This is a genomic window from Collinsella aerofaciens, from assembly GCF_015556945.1.
Lineage (GTDB): Bacteria > Actinomycetota > Coriobacteriia > Coriobacteriales > Coriobacteriaceae > Collinsella > Collinsella aerofaciens_AO.
The window spans coordinates 19,300-41,627 of the sequence record NZ_JADNNH010000022.1 but is presented as its reverse complement, the minus strand read 5'-3'; the positions used below and the strand labels follow the sequence as shown (position 1 = coordinate 41,627).

The following is a 22,328-nucleotide window of genomic DNA, read 5'->3' as shown; positions in this document are numbered from 1 at the left end:
CCGCTCGATTGGGACAGGCAAGCCTTCGAGGCCGAGCGCAAAATGGATTCTAAAAAACACCTTGCCAAATAGGAGCGTCAGACCAGGAAACCCCCTTATCCGCAGCTCCGAAGGAGCAGGATAAGGGGGTTTCCATGGTCGAGGACGTTCTGAAAACTAAGTCCAGCACGGGCCCGGACAAACAACCGACTACAGGTCGATGTGCGATTCCTTGATCGGGAACGGCTCGGCGAAGTGGCAGGCACAGCAGTGACCCGGTGCAACTTCCTTAAACTCGGGGAGCTTCTCGGAGCAGATACCCTGCGCGATCGGGCAACGCGTGTGGAAACGGCAGCCGGTCGGCGGATCCAGCGGCGACGGCGGATCGCCAGCGAGGATGATGCGCTTGCGGGTCTTCTGGATATCAGGATCGGGAACCGGCACGGCAGACAGCAGCGACTGCGTGTACGGATGGTGAGGCTCGCTATAGAGCGTCTTCCAGTCCGAAACCTCGACCATCTTACCCAGATACATAACGGCAACGCGATCGGAGATGTGCTGTACGACGGACAGGTCGTGTGCGATAAACAGATACGCGGTACCGAACTTGTCCTGCAGTTCCTTAAGCAGGTTCAGAACCTGGGCCTGAATGGAAACATCCAGAGCGGAAACCGGTTCGTCGCAGATAATCAGCTTGGGTTTCAACGCAAATGCGCGGGCAATGCCGACACGCTGGCGCTGACCGCCGGAGAACTCGTGAGGATAGCGGTTGATGTGCTCGGGGTTCAGTCCGACAACGTCGAGAAGCTCGCGGACACGCTCAATGCGCTCCTCCTTGGTGCCCACGCCGTGAATGGTCATGGGCTCGGAGACGATCTCGCCGATGGTCATACGAGGATTGAGCGAAGCATAAGGATCCTGGAAGATAAACTGCATCTCACGACGCATGTCCTTGATCTCATGCTTGCTCATCTCGGCAACATCTTTGCCCTGGAAGAACACCTTACCGGCAGTCGGCTTGGTCAGACGCATGATGGTGCGGCCCGTGGTGGACTTACCGCAACCAGACTCGCCGACCAGGCCAAAGGTCTCGCCCGGATAAATCTCGAACGAAATGTCATTCACTGCAGAGACGACACGCTTGGAAAAACGCTTGGCGAACATGCCGGACTCAGCGGGGAACTCCTTAGAGAGGTGCTCGACTTTCAGCAACGGAGTACGCTCGTTGGTATCTGCCATTACGCCTCGCCTCCCTTCTTGGAATCCTTGCGCGTACGGGACGTCTCAGGAGCGTTCTTGAGAAACTCGGGGTCACCGGAGTAGTGGCACGCAGAGTAATGACCAGACTCGGTGACAACGCGCTCGGGGCGCTGCTTGCGGCACTTATCGGTCGCATAGGGACAACGAGGCGAGAACACGCAGCCCTCGGGCAGGTTCATGAGCGAAGGCGGGTTGCCGTGAATCGGCGTAAGCGGCTTCTTCTCTTCGATGGCCTGCTCCGGGATGGAGCGGATAAGGCCCCAGGTGTAGGGGTGGCGGCTCTCGTAGAAGATTTCCTCAGCAGTACCGAACTCGACGGGACGGCCGGCGTACATAACCATGATCTTGTCGGCCATGTCGGCGACGACGCCCAGGTCATGGGTAATCATGATGATGGCGTTGCCGTTCTTCTCCTGCATTTCCTGCATGAGCTCGATAATCTGAGCCTGAATGGTAACGTCCAGAGCCGTCGTGGGCTCGTCGGCAATCAGAATATCGGGATCGCAGGCAAGAGCCATGGCAATCATGACGCGCTGACGCATACCGCCAGAGAACTGGTGCGGATACTCATTGACGCGCTTCTCGGGCTCGGGAATACCAACGAGGTCCAAAAGCTCGGTGGCACGCTTGAGCGCCTCCTGCTTGGAGTAGCCACGGTGCAGACGAAGGCCCTCGCCCACCTGCTTGCCGATCTTATAAACCGGGTTCAAGGAGGTCATAGGATCCTGGAAGATCATCGCGATGTCGTTACCGCGAATGTGCTGCATCTCTTCCTCGGTCATTTCGAGGATGGAGCGACCGCGATATCGAACGTCACCGCCCTCAATCTTTCCCGGAGGCATCGAGATAAGGCCCATGATGGTCATGGCGGTTACGGACTTACCGGAGCCGGACTCACCGACGACGCCCAGGGTCTCGCCGCGATCGAGCGTGTAGGAGACACCGTCGACAGCGCGAACGACGCCATCCTCGGTGTGGAAATACATCTTAAGGTCATCGACCTCGAGCAGATGCTGGCCCTCGGGAACCGGCTGGTCCTTCAGGTCCACATAGTTCTTGTTCTTCTTCATCCTTATGCGTCCTTCATCTTGACGTCGAGGGCGTCGCGCAGACCATCACCCAACAGGGTGAAGGCGAGCACCGTCGAGAGAATTGCCAGACCGGGCATGATCATCATCCAGGGAGCAGTCAGAAGATACTGCTGACCGTCCTGAATCATGGAGCCCCACGAAGGCGTAGGCGGAATAACGCCCATGCCGAGGAAGGACAGAGCGGACTCGGTCAGAATGGCGCCACCAATGTTCATGGTCGCGTAGACCACGATGGAGGCGACGGAGTTCGGGAAGATGTGACGTACAACGATACGAGCATCAGATGCACCCATCGCGCGCGCAGCATCAACATAGTCGTTTTCCTTGACGGTCAAGATCGCAGAGCGGAAGACGCGCGCAATCGAAGGCCAGCCGAGAATACCGATGGCGATAAAGACGTTCTGAAGACCACGGCCGATAACGGCGATCATGGCGACAACGAACAGCACGTACGGGAACGCCAGGAAGATGTCCGCACAGCGCATGATGATCGTATCCCAGATGCCGCCGTAGAAACCGGCCAGAGCACCCATGACCAGACCAATCAGCGTGGAGATCGCGGTGGCCATAATGCCGACGGACAGCGAAACGCGCGCACCGTAGATAACGCGGACGAGAATGTCACGACCAAGGGCGTCGGTGCCAAACGGATGCTCTGCACACGGAGCCAGCAGCGACGTCTCGGCCATAGTGGTCGAGTCGGAAGCCGTCGGAGAACCGAGCCAGGGCTTAGCCCACAGATCTGCGGTCAGGGCAACCACAACGACGATGATGATCCAGCAGACACCGATAACGGCGAGCTTGTTCTTACGAAGACGCTTAAAAGCGTCGCCCCACAGCGTGCGGGACTTGGCGGGAGCAGATGCGACCTTGGTGGCGGTAGCCTGCTCCTGAGACTGAGAATCAGTTTCCTGCATGAGACGTACCTCCCTTAGGCCTTATCCGACGGACCGCCAAGGCGGATGCGCGGGTCGAGGAATGCATAGCTAATGTCGACGAGCAGGTTGATCACCATGACGACGACAACGATGAGCGTAACGCCGCCCATAACGATGGGCCAGTCACGCATGCTAATGGCGCGATAGACCTCATAGCCGATACCGGGCCAGTTAAAGACCGTCTCGGTCAGGATGGCGCCCGAAAGCATGCCACCAAAGTCGACACCAATATAGGTAACGACGGGGATGAGTGCATTCTTAAGCGCATGCTTGATGATGATCGCGCGATTGGAGAGACCCTTGGCCTTTGCCGTACGGATGTAATCCTGGTTCATGACGTCAAGCAGCTGCGAGCGCATAATGCGCGCGGCATAAGCGGTCGAAACCGAAGCCAGCGTAATGGTCGGAAGCACATAGTGCATCCAATCCTGATACTGAGAGCTGGAACCGCCGGCACCCGAGATCGGCATGGAGAATGCACCGCCCGTGGCGTCCTTGAGGATGACGCCAAAGAACAGCTGCAGCAACATACCGAGCCAGAAGGCCGGGACCGCAACGAGGATCGACGTGGTGAGCGTTACCAAAATATCCCAGAAGGAATAACGCTTTACCGCCGAAATGATACCCGCACCGATACCCATGATTGCCTCGAGCACGATGGCGCACGCGGCAAGTTTGACCGTATACGGATACTTCTGGGCGAAGATTTCCGTAACCGGCAGCTTGCGCTGATACGAATTGCCCAGATCGCCATGAAGCAGGCCGTTCATGTAATACAAGTAACGGTCCACGAGCGACGTTTGAACGGGGTCGCCGTTCTCGTCAAGGATCGCGTTGCCGTCCTCGTCCGTCTGGACCAGGTGATAGCGGACGCGAAGCTGAAGCTCCACCTCGGGGGACAGAGCCTTGTCTCCACCGATCAGCTTGATCGGATCTCCCGGCACGATATTCTGAAGGGCGAACAGAATCAGCGTAACGCCCAAAAACACCGGGATGAACTGAAGCACACGTTTAACGATGTACTTACCCATACCACTCCCCTATCTAGGGATTAACCTAAATGGGATGCCGATCGCCAGACCGGCATCCCAAAATTACCATCAGCCAGTTTACCCCAGGTTAGGGAGAACTGTATGTTTCCCATGAGGTCTACGTAAATACTTGACCCTCACGGAAGCTGCAAACTCTTAGGCGAGCTCAGCGGTACCCAGATCGGCGTGCTTCTGCGGATCGACATAGAGGTGCTTGATGCGATCGGAGCCGGCGATGGTGTGCGTGTAGAACATAATCGGGATGACCGGGCAGTCGGCAGCGACCATTGCGTCGGCCTCCTGCATCTTAGCGACGCGCTCCTCGTCGTCAACAATAGTACGAGCCTCGTCGACCTTGGCGTCGAACTCGGGGTTGTTGTAACCGGAGCGGTTGTCGCCACCGAGGGAGTCGGAGTGGAACAGCGGATACAGGAAGTTGTCCATGATCGGGTAGTCGGCAATCCAACCCAGACGACCGAACTGATAGTTAAAGTTCTGATACTGCTCGAGCAGGGCAGACCACTCAGGGGTATCGGAGACAGCGGTAACGCCAACCTTGGCGAGGTCGCCGATGATGGACTCCATGATCTCCTTGTGACCGCCGTCCTGGTTGTAGGACAGGGTCACGCTAATGCCACGATCCCCGTTAGCGCCAGCGGGAGCAACCTTGTCGAGGTACTCGTTAGCCTTGTCGACATCGTAGTCGCAGAACTCCCATGCGCCCTCCTTGTAGCCATCGATGCCCGGAGGAACAATGCCGTCGGCAGGGGTACGGGTACCCTTGAAGATGGTCTTGCAGATGGCCTCACGGTTGATGGCCAGGGAGATGCCCCTACGCAGGTCGGCGTTGTTGAACGGCTCGGCCGTGGTGTTGCAGGTCAGATAGTACGTGGAAGGCTCGGCGCCGAGCAGCATGCGCTCGCCGTCACCCATGGTGTAGCCGTCCTTGGACACGCCGCGATCCTTCTTGGCGGCATCGATCTGAGCGACGGGAACGTCGCAGACATCGAGGTTACCGGCCTGGAACTCCTTGTAAGCGGTCTCCATGTCCTTGATGACCTGGAAGTGGATGCCATCGATCTTGGCCTTGTCACCATAGTAATCGTCGAACTTCTTGACGTTGATCTCCTGGCCATCCTCCCACTTGCCGTCCATCATGAACGGGCCGTTACCGACCGGGGCAAGATAGAAGCTCTTGACATCGGACTCGGCGCACTCGGGAACCGGGGCCAGAGCCGGATGAGAGGCGACGAAGGGGAAGTCAGCGTAAGCGGAAGACAGCTTGACGACGAGGGTCTCATCGTCGGGGCACGTAACACCGCTGAGCTCGGTAGCGTTACCGGCAAGCAGGTCGTCATAACCCTCGACCATGGAAAGGTGATAGGAGACCTCGGAAGGACCGTACTCGGTAGCGATGGCCGACTTGGTGTTGACCAGACGCTCCCAACCGAGCTTGAAGGACTTGGAGGTAACGTCGTCACCGTTGTGGAACTTGGCCTTCTTGATCTTGAAGGTAAACTCGGTGGCGTCGTCGTTGGACTCAAAGGACTCGCAAGCCAGCGGAACGATCTCGCCCTTCTCGGCGTCGTAAGAGGTCAGAGCGTCAAAGAGCTGGTACTCGACCTGAGTGCCCTGGTCCTCCTGGACATTGTAGGGGTCGATGCAGACCGGGTTGTTGATGTAGAAGTTCAGCGTCGAACCGGACTCAGAACCGGAAGCGTCGCCACCCTTCTTGCCACATGCGGCAAGAAAAGCCATGGAGCTCGCAGCAAGGGTGCCGCCAACAAAGGCGCGACGACCCATAACGGGCTGGTGGAACATAGAATCAGCCATGCCATCCTCCTTATGAGATAGGACAAAGAAATGTTCAGTCGGACACATGTCGAAACAATCCGATCCGAACCATCAAAACGCCGCCCGCTGCTATGGCTGGTTATGCACAACGGACCAACGTTTTGCAATACAGTAGCGCATTTTATACACAATTTGGGGCTAATTCCGGTTAACGGTCGAGAATTTCTTTAGTTGGGCGAAGTATGTGGGGATATTTTGACTCTGTTACAAATATGTAAACAAAAAGGGTCCCGCACTTGCGGGACCCTTTTCAAGTATTTACGCGGCTCGTGATTAGTAGCCCACGATGCCCTGCGGAAAGAAGAACATGCACAGCACGACGCACACGGCAAACACGACAGCCATGATGACGGTCAGGCGATCAAGGTTCTGCTCCATAACGCCCGTGGCAGAGCTGGAGTTATACAGCGAGCTGGCAATCATATCCGAAACGCCGGTACCCTTACCGGAATGCATCAGGACGAGAATCGTCAGCGCCACGGCAGAAACAGCCCAAACGACAAACAGAAGAATCTGGAACGGACCCATAGATAAGCTCCTTAATAGAACAGTTCAAACTCCAGTACTGTACCACAACCCCCAGCACTCCCCCATCAGCCATTTGGTGACGAGGTAGAAATAGCGCAAAAAAGAGGGTTGTCCGGTTGTGGACAACCCCCTTACTAGAAAACGGTATTTGTTTTCTATTAGGCCTCGGTGGCGAGTACGCGACCCGTCATCTCGGCGGAAGGCTCAATACCAGCCATGGTGAGCATAGTCGGAGCGATATCGGAGAGACGGCCGTCCTCGATACCGGTAAGCTGTGCCTTCTCATCAACGATGATGAACGGCACGCGGTTGGTGGTGTGAGCCGTAAACGGATGCTTGGAACCGTCGGAAGCAACGTCAAACATGTGATCGGCGTTGCCGTGGTCGGCGGTAATCAGTGCAAAGCCGCCCTTGGCGAGAATCGCCGGGACAACCTTGGACAGGGCATCGTCAACAGCCTCAACGGCCTTAACGGCAGCGTCGAAGACACCGGTGTGACCAACCATGTCGCAGTTCGCGAAGTTCACGATGTAGAAATCAGCGCGATCCTCGTTGATGGCGGCGACGAGCTTCTCGGTAACCTCGGGAGCGCTCATCTCGGGCTGCAGATCGTAGGTAGCAACCTTGGGGGAAGCGACGAGCACGCGCTCCTCGCCCTCCTTGGGCTCCTCGATGCCACCGTTGAGGAAGAACGTCACGTGGGCGTACTTCTCGGTCTCGGCAGTGTGCAGCTGCTTCAGGCCATTGGCGGCGATAACGTCGGCCAGGACGTTCTCGGGGAACGTCTTGGGGAAGGCGACCTCGACGTCAAACGTCGGATCATACTCGGTCATCGTCACAAAGTGCGAAAGCTTGATCTGCTCGCGCTCAAAGCCGTCGAACTCCTTGTCCGTGAACACGCGGGTCATCTGACGAGCGCGGTCGGGACGGAAGTTGAAGAAGATGGCCGCGTCGCCCTCGTGAATGCCCTCGTTGTGGGCAGCGAAGGGCTCGACGAACTCGTCGCCGCGCGGGTCCTTCTCGTAGTAGGCCTTGATACCGGCAACGGGGTCGGTATCAGCATCGGACGCGTTGACCATGACATCGTAGGCGCGCTGGATGCGCTCCCAACGGTTGTCGCGGTCCATGGCCCAATAACGGCCCGAGACGGTGGCAACGCGAGCGTCGCAACCGGTCTCCTCGGAGATCTTGGCCAGGAAGGCGCAGAACTCACTCATGTAACCGGCACCGGACTGCGGGTCGACGTCGCGGCCGTCCATAAAGGCGTGGACGCGAACGGTCTTGACACCGTGCTCGGCAGCCATCTTGACCAGAGCCTCGACGTGGTTCATGTGAGAATGAACACCGCCAGGACTCATAAGGCCCATGAGATGGAGAGTCTTGCCGTCAGCCTTGACATCGTCCATAGCCTTGACGAAAACCTCGTTCTTGGCGATGGAACCGTCCTTGATGGCATTGTTGATGCGCGAAAGCTCCTGGAACACGATGCGGCCGGCACCGATGTTGAGGTGACCCACCTCGGAGTTGCCCATCTGACCGTCGGGAAGGCCCACATCCTCGCCCGAAGCACCGAGCGTGGTGTGAGGATACTTCTCGTACAGGCTATCAAGGAAGGGCGTCTTAGCAGCGGCGACGGCGTTCTCGCCATCGGCCGGAGCCAGGCCACAGCCGTCCATGATGATCAGGAGTGCAGGAAGATGACGTTGTGCCATATGTCCTACTCGCCTGCCTTGACGACCATAGAAGCGAAGTCGGCAGCCTTGAGCGAAGCGCCGCCCACGAGGGCGCCGTCGACGTCGGGCTTGGCGACGAGCTCGGCGATGTTGCCGGGCTTGGCAGAGCCACCATAGAGAACGCGGATGCCGTTAGCGAGCTCCTCGCCGAACATCTCCTTGAGGGTCTCACGGATAGCGCCGCAGACCTCCTGAGCGTCCTCGGCGGTAGCGGTCTTGCCGGTGCCGATAGCCCAGATGGGCTCGTAGGCGACGACGACCTGCTTGGGGCAAGTGATCTCGAGACCCTCGAGACCAGCCTTGACCTGGTTCACGACGTGCTCGACATAGGTGCCGGCCTCGCGGACCTCAAGAGACTCACCGCAGCAGAAGACGGGAACAAGACCGGCGGCAACGAGGGCCTTGGCCTTCTTGTTCTGATCCTCGTCGGTCTCGTGGAAGTAATCACGACGCTCGGAGTGACCGATGATGCAGTAGGTGCAGCCAGCGGACTTGAGCATGTCGCAAGAGGACTCACCGGTGAAGGCACCCTTGGCCTCCCAGTACACGTTCTGTGCACCGAGGGCGATGGGGGCAGCCTGAATGCGGTCATGAACCGTGGTGATGTCGATGGTCGGAGGGCAGACGAGCACCTCGACGCCAGCCGGAACCTCGGGCAGAGCCTGGGCCAGCTCGTCGGCGAGCTTGGCAGCCTCGGCGACGTCGTTGTTCATCTTCCAGTTACCAGCGATAAGAAGGGTGCGATTAGGCATCGAGAAGCGCCTCCACTCCGGGCAGGGCCTTACCCTCGACGAGCTCCATGGAAGCGCCACCGCCGGTGGAGATCCAGCTCATCTTGTCGGCCAGGTTAAACTTATTGACGGCTGCGACGGAATCGCCACCACCGATGATCGAGGTGCAATCAGCCTCGGCAACAGCCTCGGCGATAGCCTGGGTGCCATGAGCGAAGTTGTCGAACTCGAAGACGCCCATGGGGCCGTTCCAGAACACGGTCTTGGCGCGCTTGACGGCCTCGGCGTAGAGCTCCTCGGTCTTGGGGCCGATGTCCATACCCTCACGGTCGTCGGGGATAGCGTCGGAAGCGACAACCTCGGGGACAGCGTCCTCGCCAAAGTGATCGGCAACGCGGTTGTCGATGGGGAGCAGGATCTTGACACCCTTCTCCTCGGCCTTCTTGAGCATCTCGCCGGCGCGCTCGACCCAGTCCTCTTCCTTGAGGGACTGACCGACGGACAGGCCCTGAGCCAGGAAGAAGGTGTAGGCCATGCCGCCACCGATGATCAGGGTGTCAGCGGAGTCGATGAGGTGATCGAGAACGCCGATCTTGGAAGAAACCTTGGAACCGCCGACGATAGCGACGAAGGGGCGCTCGGGCTCGGCGAAGATGCCGGTCAGCGTGTCGACCTCCTTCTCGAGCAGGAAGCCAGCGACTGCAGGCAGGTAAGCGGCGGGGCCCACGACGGAACCCTGGGCGCGGTGAGCGGTGCCGAAGGCATCGAGAACGAAGACGTCACCATAGGAAGCGAGCTTCTTGGCGATCTCGGGATCGTTCTTCTTCTCACGCTTGTCGAAACGGACGTTCTCGAGAACGAGGACCTTGCCCGGCTCGACGGCGGCGACAGCCTCAGCAGCCTTCTCGCCGTAGGTGTCGGCGACAAAGGCAACGTCGAGACCAGAGAGCTCAGCGAGCTTCTTAGCGACAGGCTCAAGGGAGAGCTCAGGCTGGAAGCCGGTACCCTCGGGACGGCCGAGGTGGCTCATGAGGATGACGCGAGCGTTGTGCTCAACGAGGTAGTTGATGGTGGGCAGGGCAGCCTTGATACGGGTGGTGTCGCCAACGACGCCATCCTTGATAGGCACGTTGAAGTCAACGCGGACGAGAACGCGCTTGCCGTCGACATCGATGTCGCGGACGGTCTTCTTGGTAAAGGCCATGTTTGCTTCTACCTTTCGTACGTGTCTGCCTCCCATTACGGCAGACGATTTCCTATAAAAAGGGCGCGACCCTAGGGTGTAAGCCCTATGAGGCCGCGCCCTTCTTTAGACGCTCAACGAGCTATTCGCTAAAAGCTAAATTAAGCAACGAACTTCTCGAAGTACTTGATGGTGCGGACCATCTGAGAGGTGTAGGAGTTCTCGTTGTCGTACCAAGAGGTGACCTGAACGAGGGTCTGGCCGTTGCCGAGATCAGAGCACATGGTCTGAGTGGCGTCGAAGATGGAGCCGTGGGTCTCGCCGACGATGTCGCGGGAGACGATCTGGTCCTCGTTGTAAGCGAAGGTATCGGGGATGGTCTCGGCGTAGGCCTTCATGGCAGCGTTGACCTCGTCGACGGTGACCTTCTTGTCAACGACGGCGTAGAGGTTGGTCAGCGAGCCGGTCGGCGTCGGGACGCGCTGGGCGGCACCGATGAGCTTGCCGTTGAGCTCGGGGAGAACCAGGCCGATGGCCTTGGCAGCGCCCGTGGTGTTCGGGACGATGTTCTCGGAGCAGGCGCGGGAGCGACGGAAGTTGCCCTTGCGCTGCGGGCCGTCGAGCGGCATCTGGTCGCCGGTGAAGGCGTGGATGGTGGTCATGATGCCGGAGACGATGGGAGCGAAGTCGTTCAGACCCTTGGCCATCGGGGCGAGGCAGTTGGTGGTGCAGGAAGCAGCGGAGATGATGTTGTCCTCAGCGGTCAGCGTCTCATGGTTGACGTTGTACACGATGGTGGGCAGATCGCTGCCGGCCGGAGCGGAGATGACGACCTTCTTGGCGCCAGCGTTGATGTGGGCCTGAGCCTTAGCCTTGCTGGTGTAGAAGCCGGTGCACTCGAGAACGACGTCGACGTCGAGGTCGCCCCAAGGCAGGTTGTTGGCGTCGGCCTCCTTGTAGATCTTGATCTCCTTGCCGTCAACGGTGATGGAATCCTCGCCAGCGACGACCTCGTGATCGCGAGCATAGTTGCCCTGCGTGGAGTCGTACTTCAGCAGGTAAGCGAGCATATCGGGAGAGGTGAGGTCGTTGATAGCGACGATCTCGGAGCCCTCATGACCGAACATCTGGCGGAAGGCCAGACGACCGATGCGACCGAAGCCGTTAATAGCAACCTTTACTGCCATTGTGTCTCCTTTCGTAAGGCCCCCGCAAGCTACAGCGCCTGCCGTTGAGGCCCACAAACTAACCACTCGCCTAATATACCTTTTTTTTGGCTTGAATTTCACGAGAATGCTCGAAATTGAAAATCAAATTTGCGTTAAAACGTTTTAAATACTAAAATAGCAGCTAAATCCATATATAAGTCGTTACTTCAAACTACCTGTTTGCTTCAATGAGCTTTTCAAGCCGTAAAACACGATGGTAGAGGGCTGACTTCGACAAGGGAGGGTCAGCCATCTCCCCCAAATCACGCAGCGACAGATCGGGATAGCGCTCGCGCAGGTCGCAAAAGACCGCCAAGGCATCCGGAAGCGCATCACGAAGGCCACGCTGCTCGAGCTCATCGATAAGCGCAAGCTGATGTTGGGCGGCACCGGCGCTTCTGGTCTGGTTGGCGAGCTCGGCGTTCACGCGACGGTTCACATCGTTCTTAACCAACTTGACCGCGCGCGCCTCCTCAATCTCGGCAACGCTGCGCTTGGCGCCAATCAGCTTTAATAGATGCTCGATTTCCTCGGCGCTCTTAATGTACACGGCATATGACCCCCGCCGTGCATTAACACGAGCATGGACCCCAATCTGCTCCAACAGATCGCAAAGCCCCTTGGCATATTGCTCGCCCTGCACAGCAATCTCCAAATGAAAATCGCCGCGTGGATCGGCCACGAAGCCACCCGCGATGAGCGCGCCGCGGATATAGGCAAGTCTACAGCAAGGACGGGCAACGATATGTCGGGGTACGCCGGCGACAAGTCCTCCCCTACGTTCGAGGATACCCAGCAGAACCAAGGCCTTATCCAGGTCTGGCTGATCAGGCAAGGTGATGAGGTAGTTTCGAACCTTATGCAATACAGATTTACGGACGGTGAACTCCGTTTTGAGCTTAAGGATACGATGCGTCAGCGTGATCATCGTGCGCGCGACGGCTCCCGTCTCAGTCGCAACCGTCAAACGATACCGCCCAGAGCCGGTAAGCGAGAGCGTACCGCTCACGCGCGTGAGGGCGGCAAGCGTCGACAAGTCGCAGTATTCACATTCGGGTTCGCAGCGCGCAAGCTCGTCGCGCACCTCAGCGGTAAACGACATGCAGGCCTATGCCTTCGTGTTGGCGCGCGACAGGTCGCGGTGGGAGATGCTCACATGATACTGAGCGCCTTCCAGGTAACGGGCCGTGGCCTCGGCAATGGCAACGCTGCGGTGCTGGCCGCCCGTGCAGCCGATGGCGATAGAAAGCTGCGGCTTACCCTCCGCGATATAACCGGGCATGACCGTATCGAGCAGCTGTGTCCAAGCCTTCCAAAACTCCTGCGTCTTGGGATGGTCCAGAACAAAATCGGAGACCTTTTTATCGAGACCGGTCATCGTGCGCATCTCGGGATCGTAGAACGGATTGGGCAGGAAGCGGACGTCGATCATAATATCCGCTTCGACGGGCATGCCGTGCTTAAAGCCAAACGAGAACACGTGGACGTCCATGAGCTGCTGGTCGGACAGCTCGGAAAATGCCATACGTAGCTTGTTGCGCAGCGCAGAGGTACGCAGACGGCTCGTGTCGATAATCATATCGGCTCGGTCGCGCACGCCCTGCAGCTGAAGGCGCTCGCGCTGAATGGCATCGGCCGTAGTCTCCCCCGGCTTGGCAATGGGATGACGGCGGCGATTTTCGCTGTAGCGACGAATCAGCACCTCGTCAGAAGCCTCCAGGAACACGATGTCGCAGCTCATCTCGCGCTCTTCGAGCGCGGCGACCGCATCGAGCAGCTCGTCAAACAGTCCCTGGCTACGCAAATCGCAGGTGACGGCGAGATGCCTGCCCACGCCCGTATTGATGCCGACGAGCTCGGCAAGCTGGGCGATGAGACGCGGAGGCAGGTTATCGATGCAAAAATAGCCCATGTCCTCGAACACGTGCATGGCCTGTGTGCGGCCTGATCCGGACATTCCGGTGATGATGACGATATCGGGGATGCGCTCCGAGCGCTCCGCCGCATCCATGGCATCTCCCTTTTGCATGTGTTGCCTCCCGAAAACAAGCGCGGGACCCAGCAACCCGGATCCCGCGCGGTCAATTGCCTATATTGAGTATACCGCCCCGAGCGGATACGAGGCCTGTCTTACGCCTCAAGCGCAGCCTTGAACCAACTCGTAATACTCGTGGGGTGCGTGATGGCGGTGCCGACGACAACGGCCCAGGCACCAGCATCGATCGCGGCGCGAGCCTCCTCGGGCGTATGCACGCGACCCTCGCAAATGATGGGAAGGCCGGGGAATTCCTCGGTCGCCTGACGCAGGAGCGGCAGATCGGGGCCATCGGCCATGGTGCAGTCGATGGCGGCGACGCCGTGAGAAAGCGTGGTGGATACCAGGTCAAAGCCCATATCAACAGCACGGCGAATATCCTCGATGGTGGCACAATCCGCCATCAGGAGCACACCCTCCTCGTGCAGCGGACGGAAGGTATCCTCGACCGTCTTGCCATCGGGGCGCGGACGATCGGTGGCGTCGATCGCCACGATATCGGCACCCGCAGCAACGCAGGCGCGAGCGTGACGCAGCGTCGGCGTGATGTAAACGCCCTCGTGCCCATCCTTCCACAGGCCGATGACGGGAACCTCACAGCGACCCTTAATGGCGGCAATGTCGGCAAGGCCCTGGCAGCGAATGGCGGCGGCGCCGCCGAGCTCGCAAGCGCGAGACATTTGAGCCATGGTCTCGGGCGTACGAAGCGGCTCGCCCATATACGCCTGAACGCTCACGACGAGCTTGCCCTTCAGGGATTGAATCAATGGATCGACGGTCATAAGGCTGTAACCTTTCTCAGAACAGCCTCCCGAGGCGTGTTGTCTCGGGAGGCTCCTACAGAAGATACGTTTACTTCAACGAGGCAAGAAGATGCTCAGCGGCACCGATGAGCGGAGCATCGCCCTCCAGAGAACCGATGAGGATCGGCGTGTCCTGAAGCGGATCGAGCGCCTGGCTGGCATAGCCCTCGTGTACCGAATCCTTCCACGTCTGTGAACGCCAATCGGGACCTTGGTGAATCACGCCACCCGAAAGCACGATGACCTCAGGGTCCAGGATGTTAGCGAGCGAGCCCAAGCTGGCACCCAGCGCAAAGCCGGCGTCATGGATGACCTCGGTCGCCTTTGCGTCGCCCGCACGGCACAGGTCGTTCACATCGCGACCGACCGAAGGACGGCTGGGGTCGACGCGACCAAAGCGCTCATCGTACATACGACCAATGGAAGTGCCCGAAGCAACCGACTCCAGATGGCCGGAACGCCCGCAGGCGCAGGGAATACCGGCGGCAGCCGAGCACTCGATGTGGCCCATATGGCCAGCAGCACCATGGAAGCCTTGCATCACGCGGCCGTTCTCGACATATGCGCCGCCGATGCCCGTACCGATGCCAAGACACAAGACGGAGAACTTGCCCTTGCCGACGCCCCAGTGGGCCTCGCCCAGAGCATGAGCCTGCACGTCGCCTACAACGGCAACGGGAAGACCGAGGTCCTCGCGCAGGCGCGGCCCCAACTGAACGCCGGACCAGCCGGGCATGATCTCGTTGGCATACGCGATGGCGCCCGTCTTGGGATCGACAACGCCGGCGGCACCGATACCGACGCCAAGGACCTCGACATCGGGATTCGCCTCGAGAGCAGCCTTGATGGACGCCTCGATACGCTGGAAGACGGCCTCGCCGCCCTCTTGGGCCTCGGTGGGAACCTCGGCCTCAAAAACGGGATGGGGCACGCTGCCGTCAGCCGGGTACTCCATGATGGCAGTCGCGATCTTAGTTCCGCCGATATCGACAGAGCAGACGTACTTGTTCTCCATGTCGCTCTCCTTAGGAGATAAAAAACAACTACAGGAAATGCGCCGTCAGGCTAGCCGTCACAGCGCGGTAAAGGTTTTCCAGATGCCCGAGATCGCCGAGAAACCGTGTGGCCATTGACCTAATGGGTCATGGCCGCACGGTTGAACGGCGAGGTCGGGTGCCCGGGGAAGCTTTACAGGAGACCGTTGTCCTGGAGGACCTTCTTAATCGCCTCGACGTTCTCGCCGGTCATGGCCTTCACCGGGCGCGGCATGGTCGGGCTGTCGAAGATACCCATGAGGTTCATAGCGGTCTTGAAGGCGCCGACGCCACCGGCATAACCCTGGACGCCCGAGGTGACATCCCAGATGTGCGAAATCTCATTGAGGCGATCCTGCTCGGCCTTGACGGTAGCCCAGTCACCAGCCTGAGCGGCCTTCCACTGACGCACGTAGCCCTCGGGCTCAACGTTGGCGAGACCCGGGACGGAACCGTCGGCGCCACCAAGGTAGGCGCCGTCGACAACAACCTCGTGACCGGTGAGAATGCTCATCGGATGGCCGTTTTTCTCGTTCTCCTGAACGAGGTAGCGGAACGAGATGTCATCACCCGAGGAATCCTTGACGCCAGCAAGGACACCCTCGGCGCCGAGCTTGGCAAGGAGCTTCCAGGGGAGCTTGGTGTGGACGCACACAGGGATGTCGTAGGCGAAGATGGGCAGGTCGAGTTCCTCATGCAGGATGCGGAAGTGCTCCTCGACCTCGGTCATGCCCTGCAGGGCATAGAACGGGCAGGTGGCGACGAGGGCATCGGCGCCCAGCTCCTGAGCGACCTTACCGTGCTCGATCATGCGCTCGGTCTCGGTGTCAATGATGCCGACCAGAACGGGAACGCGGTGGTCGACGATACGGACGGCCTCGGCGATGATCTGACGGCGACGCTCGTCGGTGGAGAAGACGACCTCGCCCGAGGAGCCCAGGAAGAACAAGCCATCGACGCCGGCATCGATCATGCGGTTGATGCTGCGCTCAAAGGAGGCAACATCGAGCTGGTGGTCTTCGGTATCGGGAACAACGACGGGAGGGATAACGCCGGTGAATTTCTGAGTTGCCACAAGAATCTCCTTAGTTGTCTGGCGGGCAGCCCTATGCCGCCCACTCTTGTTGGCAGTGTCCAGGCCGTCTAGGCCAAAGAACACGGGTAGAACGTTTGGTTAAAAAAGTCGACGACTTCGTTTTCGAACGCATTGATGCGCTCGTGAGCGTATTTGGCATAGATGATATGCCTCCGGTCACACTCAAGACCGTTGAATACGGCAAACTGATCCTTGGGATCGCTCACGGTATCCATAAGCGATGTGCCCATGAGCACCGATCCACGCACCCGAGACGACAGCGCCTCGAGGCCGCCAGGAAGCGGATTGGCAACCGCCGTGCAGGCGAGGCCCCGCTCGTCCAGAGCAGAAACCGCCAGCGCGACTCCGCCGCCAAGACCCTCGCCCCATGCAAAGATGTGGTCGGGGTCCATGCCATCAAGATTGCGCGCCACCTTCGCCAGCGCGCAACCCCAACGGACGCGCTCGACAAAAGCGGGCGAAGAAATCCCCCGCTGCAGGTCGTCCGCACCAGCAACATCGTCATCCAGCGCGAGGACGGCATAACCCATGGCGGCAAATCTCGTCATGTGATGCCAGCCGCGCACAGGCCGATCGATGTCGTGGAACATCAGGCACAGCGGCACGCGCTCAGATACTCGGGCACGACCGACAGGCTCAATCAAACGAGCGTGAATCGCATCGTCACCGAGCTCAAAGGAGACCTCCGAGTAACGGGCGCAGGGGTTAACAAAGTCAATCGCCGTAATGGCCAGGCCTTGAATCTCAAGATTCGAAGCGCATGTCTCTAAATCGGAAACATCTGCTTGGACATCACCGCGCCAGCCTCGATATTCTGCGAGCCTTGACGAAACCGTTCCAGGAATTCCCACGAGCCCGGGGACAATCAGCTCATTGACATTGCTCTCGCACTTAGACATGAGCCTCCCCTCCCTTGCAGAAAAACGGAATGATCAGATCGTCAAAATCCTGAATCTCCTCGTGGCCAAAGCCTTCAAAGAACTCATGACGCTTTTCACAGGTCAGGTTGTTATAGACCGCAAACTGCGTCGCTGGCGGACAGACGACATCGGCTGTGCCAGTGCCAAACAGCACGGGGCATTTGACCATAGGGGCAAAGTTCTTGGAATCGAAGTACGCCAGCTTGGCATAGGCTTCGTCAATACGAGTCGAGTCCTCGTCAAACCAGCGAGACCAATAGCGCAGGCCCTCGTAGGCAATGTCGTCGGCATCCAAATCCCAGACCAGGCGAAAATCTGACAGGAAGGGATAGAGGATGGCGGCGCGATTGATAAGCTCGCTGTTAAGTGCGCAGGTCGCAATGCCCAAACCACCGCCCTGCGACGCGCCGTTCACAAACACACGGGCAAGATCGATGCCCTCGAGCTCGTGAACGATGCGGCACAGGATGCGAATATCTTGGTGCAAGCGGACATAATAGAGGTTGGCCGGGTCGCCGTCGATACCGGCGACGATATGCCCGGCAACCGTTGTGCCCTCAAATCCACCAATGTCCTCGGAGGGACCTCCTTGGCCGGGGCAGTCGAGGGCGATGAGTGCCATGCCCATGCCCCCAAACGACGCCTGCTCGAACCAGCTGCGGCTTGCACCCGGATACCCATGGAACTGAAGTACCAATGGCACGGGCTCGTCCGAGACGGGTTTAAGGTACTTGGCATGCAGGCGAGCGCCACACATGCCGGTATACCAGAGGTCGAAAAGCTGGCAGGTCGCGGCATCGGTGACCGATGCCGTCTCGATCGCATAGTCAAGCCCGACGGCGTCGGCCTCGACCATGCGATCCTTCCAAAAGAGATCGAAATCTGATGGACGGGGCATGGCGCCTCGATATTCACCAAATTGATGTTGTAGCTCCTGAGCACTTGGCATGGCTCGTGAACCCAACCTTTCGAAATCGCAACGGAGGTGCGCCCGGCAAGGGAACCGGGCGCACGGGAGGGAAAGCGAGGCTACTCGCCGAGCTTGGGGTGCAGCAGCGACGGCGCAGCGCCGAGCAGCATCTTGGTGTAGGGGTCCTGGGGATGCTGGAAGACCTGCTTGGCCTCGCCCTGCTCGACGATCTTGCCGCCATTCATAACGATGATGTCGTCAGAGATATAGCGGACCGTCTGGATGTCATGGCTGATGAACACCATGGCCAGGCCGAGCTCCTTCTTAAGGTCGGTCAGCAGATTCAGAATCTGCGCGCGGACTGAAACGTCCAGAGCCGAGGTGGGCTCGTCGGCGATGATGGCATCGGGGTTCAGCGACAGGGCACGGGCAATTGCGACGCGCTGACGCTGGCCGCCCGAAAGCTGGCCGGGAAGAACCTCGGCAGCGGAGCTGGGCAGACCGGTGAGCTCCAAGAGTTCCTTGACGCGCTTCTCCTGCTCGGCCTCGGTGCCCAGGTTGTGAACGCGCATGGGATCGAGCAGCTGCTCGCGAACGACCATGCGGGGGTTGAGCGCCGTGGCCGGGTTTTGGAACACGACCGAGATGACGCGGCCCATGTGGCGACGGTCCTCGGCGGTACGTTTGGTAACGTCCTTGCCCTTAAAGTAGACCTTGCCGCTCGTGGGGGCCTGCAGGCCGCACATGACGTTGGCGGTGGTGGACTTGCCGCAACCGGACTCGCCGACGATGCCGATCGTCTGACCGGGCATGAGCTTAATCGTTACACCCTGGACGGCGTGAACCAGGTTGGGGTGCAGAATCGAGCCGGTACGGGTCCTAAAGGTGACGTGGACGTCATCAAGGAAGATGATCGGCTCGACGCCGTTGACTGCGGTCTCGCTCATCTACATCACCTCCGCGTGAGGGGTCAAACCATTTGCCTTGAGCACCTCGTCGGGGAGCTCGGAATAGAAGTGCTCGGTGCCGGGCACGCGCTTGAAGACCGGACGGGTGTCCAGGCCAATACGCGGGTGGCTCGAGCGGGGCGCGAAGCGATCGCCCTTGGGGAAATCGCGCGGGCTCGGAACGGCGCCGGGCACCTGGTGCAGGCGGCCCGAACCGCTCTCGATGGACAGAACGGAACCCAGAAGACCGCGGGTGTACTCGTGGATCGGGTTAGTGAGCAGCTCCTTGGTGGGTGCCTGCTCGATAACCTGACCGGCGTACATAACCGTGATGTTATGGGCAACCTCGGCGACCAGAGCCAGGTCATGCGAAACAAAGATCATGGCAAAGCCGAGCTTGGCCTGAAGATCGTTGAGCAGCTTGATAACCTGCTTCTGGACGGTAACGTCCAGAGCGGTCGTGGGCTCGTCGCAGATGACCAGCTTGGGGTCGCGGGTAAGGGCCATAGCGATCAGGACACGCTGACGCTGGCCGCCGGAGAGCTCGTGCGGATAGCTCTCGAGCGTGCGCTTGGGATCGAGGCCGACGAGCTCCAGGAGCTCCTCGGCGCTGCGGGTTCCGCCGCGCTTGGTGAGCTGCTTCATCTGGGCAGAGATAAGCATGGAGGGGTTGAGCGAGGACAGGGCGTCCTGATAGACCATGGCGATATCGGTACCGCGCAGGCCGAACCACTCCTTCTTGCTCATCTTGAGCAGGTCACGGCCCTCCCAGAGGACCTCGCCGGAAAGGTGCTCGTCCTCATCGGTCAGGCCCATGATGGCCAGCGTGGTGATGGACTTACCGCAACCGGACTCGCCCACCAGGCCCATGGTCTGACCAGGACGGACGTCAAAGTTGACATGGTCGACGACGTTGATATCACCGTGATGCTCAAACTGGATGCAGAAGTCACGGACCGAGAGAATCGGTTCGACAGACTCGTCGGGCACATGGCGATCGTCACGCTTGAGCTCGACATCGCGCAGGGCGCCAAGGCGAGCGGAGAGGGACTGGGCCTGCTCCTTGTAGGCGCGAACGGGGTCGGAGACCAGCAGGTCGGCCTCGCGACGCTTGGAGGAATCGGTCGGATCCAGGGCGGCGGAGGGAGCAGCGGCCATGGCGTCGGTAATGCCCTCGGAGAGGATGTTGAGCGCCAGGCAGGTGATCATGATGGCCAGACCCGGGAACAGCGCCTGCCACCAACGGCCGGCAAGCACGCCGCCGCGGGCGTCGGCGAGGATGTTGCCCCAGGTAGCGGTGGGCTCCTGAATACCAGCGCCGATGAAGGTCAGCGAGGCCTCGAAGATGATGGCGTCGGCGACCAGGGTAACGGTGAAGACCATGATCGGGGCGATGCAGTTACGCAGAACATGCTTGATCAAAATCCACGGAGCCTTGGCGCCGGAAACGATGACCGCGCGGACATAGTCCTCGCCGTACTCGGACACGATGTTGGCGCGCACGATACGGGCAATCTGCGGAGTGTACATAAAGCCGATGGCGAAGATGATCGACGGCACGGAGTTGCCCAGGATGGAAACGAAGACGGCCGCGAGGGCGATGCCCGGGATGGACATGATGATGTCCAGGATACGCATGATCGTCTCGGAGACGGCCTTGCGCGAAACCGCTGCAAGAGCGCCCACGACCGAGCCGCAGACCAGAGCCATGGCAGTGGCGCCAAAGCCGATAATCAGCGAGTAACGACCACCGTAGAGCATACGCGACAGAATGTCGCGACCCTTATCGTCGGTACCGAAGATAAATCCGTTGCCGGGAGCCTGGCGAGCCGTAAAGATCTCGACCGGGCTATAGGGGGCAAGAAGGGGCGCCAGAATCGCAGTCAGGGCGACCAGCACCAGCACGACGGCGGCAATCTTAGAAGACAGCGTCATCTTCTTCCAGCCACCGAGCTTGAGCCCCTTGGAGGCAGCCTTCTCGAGCTGCTCGGTTTGCTTCTCTCGAATCTTTACCATAATCTACACCGTCCTGATGCGCGGGTTGATGAGCAGGTAGAGCATGTCAACCACGATGTTGATGATGATGAAGGCGAGAGCAACGACGATGACGACGCCCTGAACCAGGTTCGCCTCGTTGCCCTGAACGCCCTGCAGAATCGCGGTGCCCATGCCGGGGAGGTTGAAGATAACCTCGATGACGACGGCGCCGCCCATGAGGTAACCGATCTTAAGACCGAGGGTGGTGACCGGGGTGATCAGCGCATTGCGAAGAACGTTGATGCCGACGACGACCTTCTCGGGAACGCCGGCGCCACGAGCCATACGGACATAGTCCTTGTCGAGCTCCTCGACCATGGCGGTACGCACGATACGAGTCATCTGGCCCGTCAGCGGAAATGCCAAGGCGATAGCGGGCATGATCATACGTCCCAGATAGCCAACCGGATTCGTGGTGAAGTGAGGCAGAGCACCCGATGCCGGAAGCACCTTAAGGTAGGAAGAGAACAGCAGGATCAACAGAACGGCAAGCCAGAACGACGGGGTTGCCAAGCCGGCAATGGAAAAGACGCGGATCACTTGGTCCGGCCATTTGTCGCGATACAGTGCCGCGATGACGCCGAGCAAAAACGAAACGACCGCACCGATGGCAAGACCGATGAAGGTCAGCTGCATCGTAACGGGCAGGGCCGTGGAGATGCGCTTGGCAACGGAGTTGCGAGCAGCACCATAGGTGCCCATGTCGCCATGAATCAAATCGCCCATATAGCGCACGTAGCGCACGGGCCAGGGGTCGTCCAGACCATACTTCTCATGGTACTCGGCGACCGCCTCGGGCGAGGCACCGTCACCCAACGCCGTGTAGGCGGGGTCGGTCTTGGAGAACGACATAAGGAAGAACACCAGGACGGTGACGCCCAATGCCATGATCGGCAGCGCCACGAGACGCCTTCCAATCAAACGTAGCAAGTTGTTCACGTTCTCTCCCCTTTCTTTTGTCGGTAGGACCAACTGGTATATGAGTACGGATACTCATTACAAGACCCGAG

The 22,328-nt window shown here is 59.4% G+C and carries 20 protein-coding genes; all 20 read right to left on the bottom strand.

The features are described from left to right. Nucleotides 1-189: 189 nt before the first annotated feature. Nucleotides 190-1,218 carry an ABC transporter ATP-binding protein gene (locus I2F59_RS07280; RefSeq protein ID WP_022094888.1) on the bottom strand — a complete coding sequence of 343 codons (1,029 nt, stop codon included), beginning with the start codon at nt 1,216-1,218 and terminating at the stop codon, nt 190-192. Further along, nucleotides 1,218-2,309 carry an ABC transporter ATP-binding protein gene (locus I2F59_RS07275; protein WP_022094887.1) on the bottom strand — a complete coding sequence of 364 codons (1,092 nt, stop codon included), beginning with the start codon at nt 2,307-2,309 and terminating at the stop codon, nt 1,218-1,220. The genes I2F59_RS07280 and I2F59_RS07275 overlap by 1 nt, the downstream gene beginning before the upstream one ends. A gap of 2 nt (nt 2,310-2,311) precedes the next feature. Next, nucleotides 2,312-3,247 carry an ABC transporter permease gene (locus I2F59_RS07270; protein WP_006236141.1) on the bottom strand — a complete coding sequence of 312 codons (936 nt, stop codon included), beginning with the start codon at nt 3,245-3,247 and terminating at the stop codon, nt 2,312-2,314. A 14-nt stretch (nt 3,248-3,261) separates the two neighbouring features. Continuing rightward, nucleotides 3,262-4,299, bottom strand: coding sequence for an ABC transporter permease (locus tag I2F59_RS07265; protein ID WP_117637996.1), 1,038 nt, complete (start codon nt 4,297-4,299; stop codon nt 3,262-3,264). Nucleotides 4,300-4,455: 156 nt separating this feature from the next. After that, complete coding sequence (locus I2F59_RS07260) at nt 4,456-6,132, bottom strand: peptide ABC transporter substrate-binding protein (RefSeq protein WP_229065388.1); 1,677 nt, start codon at nt 6,130-6,132, stop codon at nt 4,456-4,458. Nucleotides 6,133-6,426: 294 nt separating this feature from the next. Continuing rightward, the gene (secG, locus tag I2F59_RS07255; protein WP_006236144.1) at nt 6,427-6,681 is read right to left on the bottom strand and encodes a preprotein translocase subunit SecG; all 255 of its coding nucleotides are present in this window, start codon (nt 6,679-6,681) and stop codon (nt 6,427-6,429) included. 158 nt (nt 6,682-6,839) lie between these two features. After that, the gene (gene gpmI, locus I2F59_RS07250; protein ID WP_006236146.1) at nt 6,840-8,393 is read right to left on the bottom strand and encodes a 2,3-bisphosphoglycerate-independent phosphoglycerate mutase; all 1,554 of its coding nucleotides are present in this window, start codon (nt 8,391-8,393) and stop codon (nt 6,840-6,842) included. A gap of 5 nt (nt 8,394-8,398) precedes the next feature. Beyond that, a complete protein-coding gene (gene tpiA / locus I2F59_RS07245) occupies nt 8,399-9,166 on the bottom strand; it encodes a triose-phosphate isomerase (RefSeq protein WP_006236147.1) in 768 nt (255 codons plus the stop codon). Beyond that, nucleotides 9,159-10,349, bottom strand: a complete 1,191-nt coding sequence (locus tag I2F59_RS07240) for a phosphoglycerate kinase (protein WP_195503715.1) — start codon at nt 10,347-10,349, stop codon at nt 9,159-9,161. The genes tpiA and I2F59_RS07240 overlap by 8 nt, the downstream gene beginning before the upstream one ends. Nucleotides 10,350-10,489: 140 nt before the next feature. Then, entirely contained in the window at nt 10,490-11,515 is a 1,026-nt protein-coding gene (gene gap / locus I2F59_RS07235) for a type I glyceraldehyde-3-phosphate dehydrogenase (protein WP_006236151.1), read from the bottom strand. 193 nt (nt 11,516-11,708) lie between these two features. Further along, the gene (whiA, locus tag I2F59_RS07230; protein ID WP_195503714.1) at nt 11,709-12,638 is read right to left on the bottom strand and encodes a DNA-binding protein WhiA; all 930 of its coding nucleotides are present in this window, start codon (nt 12,636-12,638) and stop codon (nt 11,709-11,711) included. A gap of 6 nt (nt 12,639-12,644) precedes the next feature. After that, nucleotides 12,645-13,565 (bottom strand): RNase adapter RapZ, encoded by a 921-nt coding sequence (gene rapZ / locus I2F59_RS07225; RefSeq protein ID WP_022094878.1) that lies wholly within the window; start codon nt 13,563-13,565, stop codon nt 12,645-12,647. A 101-nt stretch (nt 13,566-13,666) separates the two neighbouring features. After that, the gene (locus I2F59_RS07220) at nt 13,667-14,353 is read right to left on the bottom strand and encodes an N-acetylmannosamine-6-phosphate 2-epimerase (protein WP_022094877.1); all 687 of its coding nucleotides are present in this window, start codon (nt 14,351-14,353) and stop codon (nt 13,667-13,669) included. A gap of 70 nt (nt 14,354-14,423) precedes the next feature. After that, nucleotides 14,424-15,389, bottom strand: coding sequence for an ROK family protein (locus tag I2F59_RS07215; protein ID WP_022094876.1), 966 nt, complete (start codon nt 15,387-15,389; stop codon nt 14,424-14,426). A gap of 173 nt (nt 15,390-15,562) precedes the next feature. Beyond that, nucleotides 15,563-16,483 (bottom strand): dihydrodipicolinate synthase family protein, encoded by a 921-nt coding sequence (locus I2F59_RS07210; protein WP_035138887.1) that lies wholly within the window; start codon nt 16,481-16,483, stop codon nt 15,563-15,565. 68 nt (nt 16,484-16,551) lie between these two features. Then, complete coding sequence (locus I2F59_RS07205) at nt 16,552-17,403, bottom strand: acetylxylan esterase (protein WP_195503713.1); 852 nt, start codon at nt 17,401-17,403, stop codon at nt 16,552-16,554. Further along, the gene (locus I2F59_RS07200; protein WP_195503712.1) at nt 17,396-18,373 is read right to left on the bottom strand and encodes an acetylxylan esterase; all 978 of its coding nucleotides are present in this window, start codon (nt 18,371-18,373) and stop codon (nt 17,396-17,398) included. The genes I2F59_RS07205 and I2F59_RS07200 overlap by 8 nt, the downstream gene beginning before the upstream one ends. Before the next feature lie 80 nt (nt 18,374-18,453). Then, nucleotides 18,454-19,281, bottom strand: coding sequence for an ABC transporter ATP-binding protein (locus I2F59_RS07195; protein WP_006236159.1), 828 nt, complete (start codon nt 19,279-19,281; stop codon nt 18,454-18,456). Then, nucleotides 19,282-21,297, bottom strand: coding sequence for a dipeptide/oligopeptide/nickel ABC transporter permease/ATP-binding protein (locus I2F59_RS07190; protein WP_099431432.1), 2,016 nt, complete (start codon nt 21,295-21,297; stop codon nt 19,282-19,284). 3 nt (nt 21,298-21,300) lie between these two features. After that, entirely contained in the window at nt 21,301-22,257 is a 957-nt protein-coding gene (locus I2F59_RS07185) for an ABC transporter permease (protein ID WP_035138896.1), read from the bottom strand. Between the last annotated feature and the right edge of the window lie 71 nt (nt 22,258-22,328).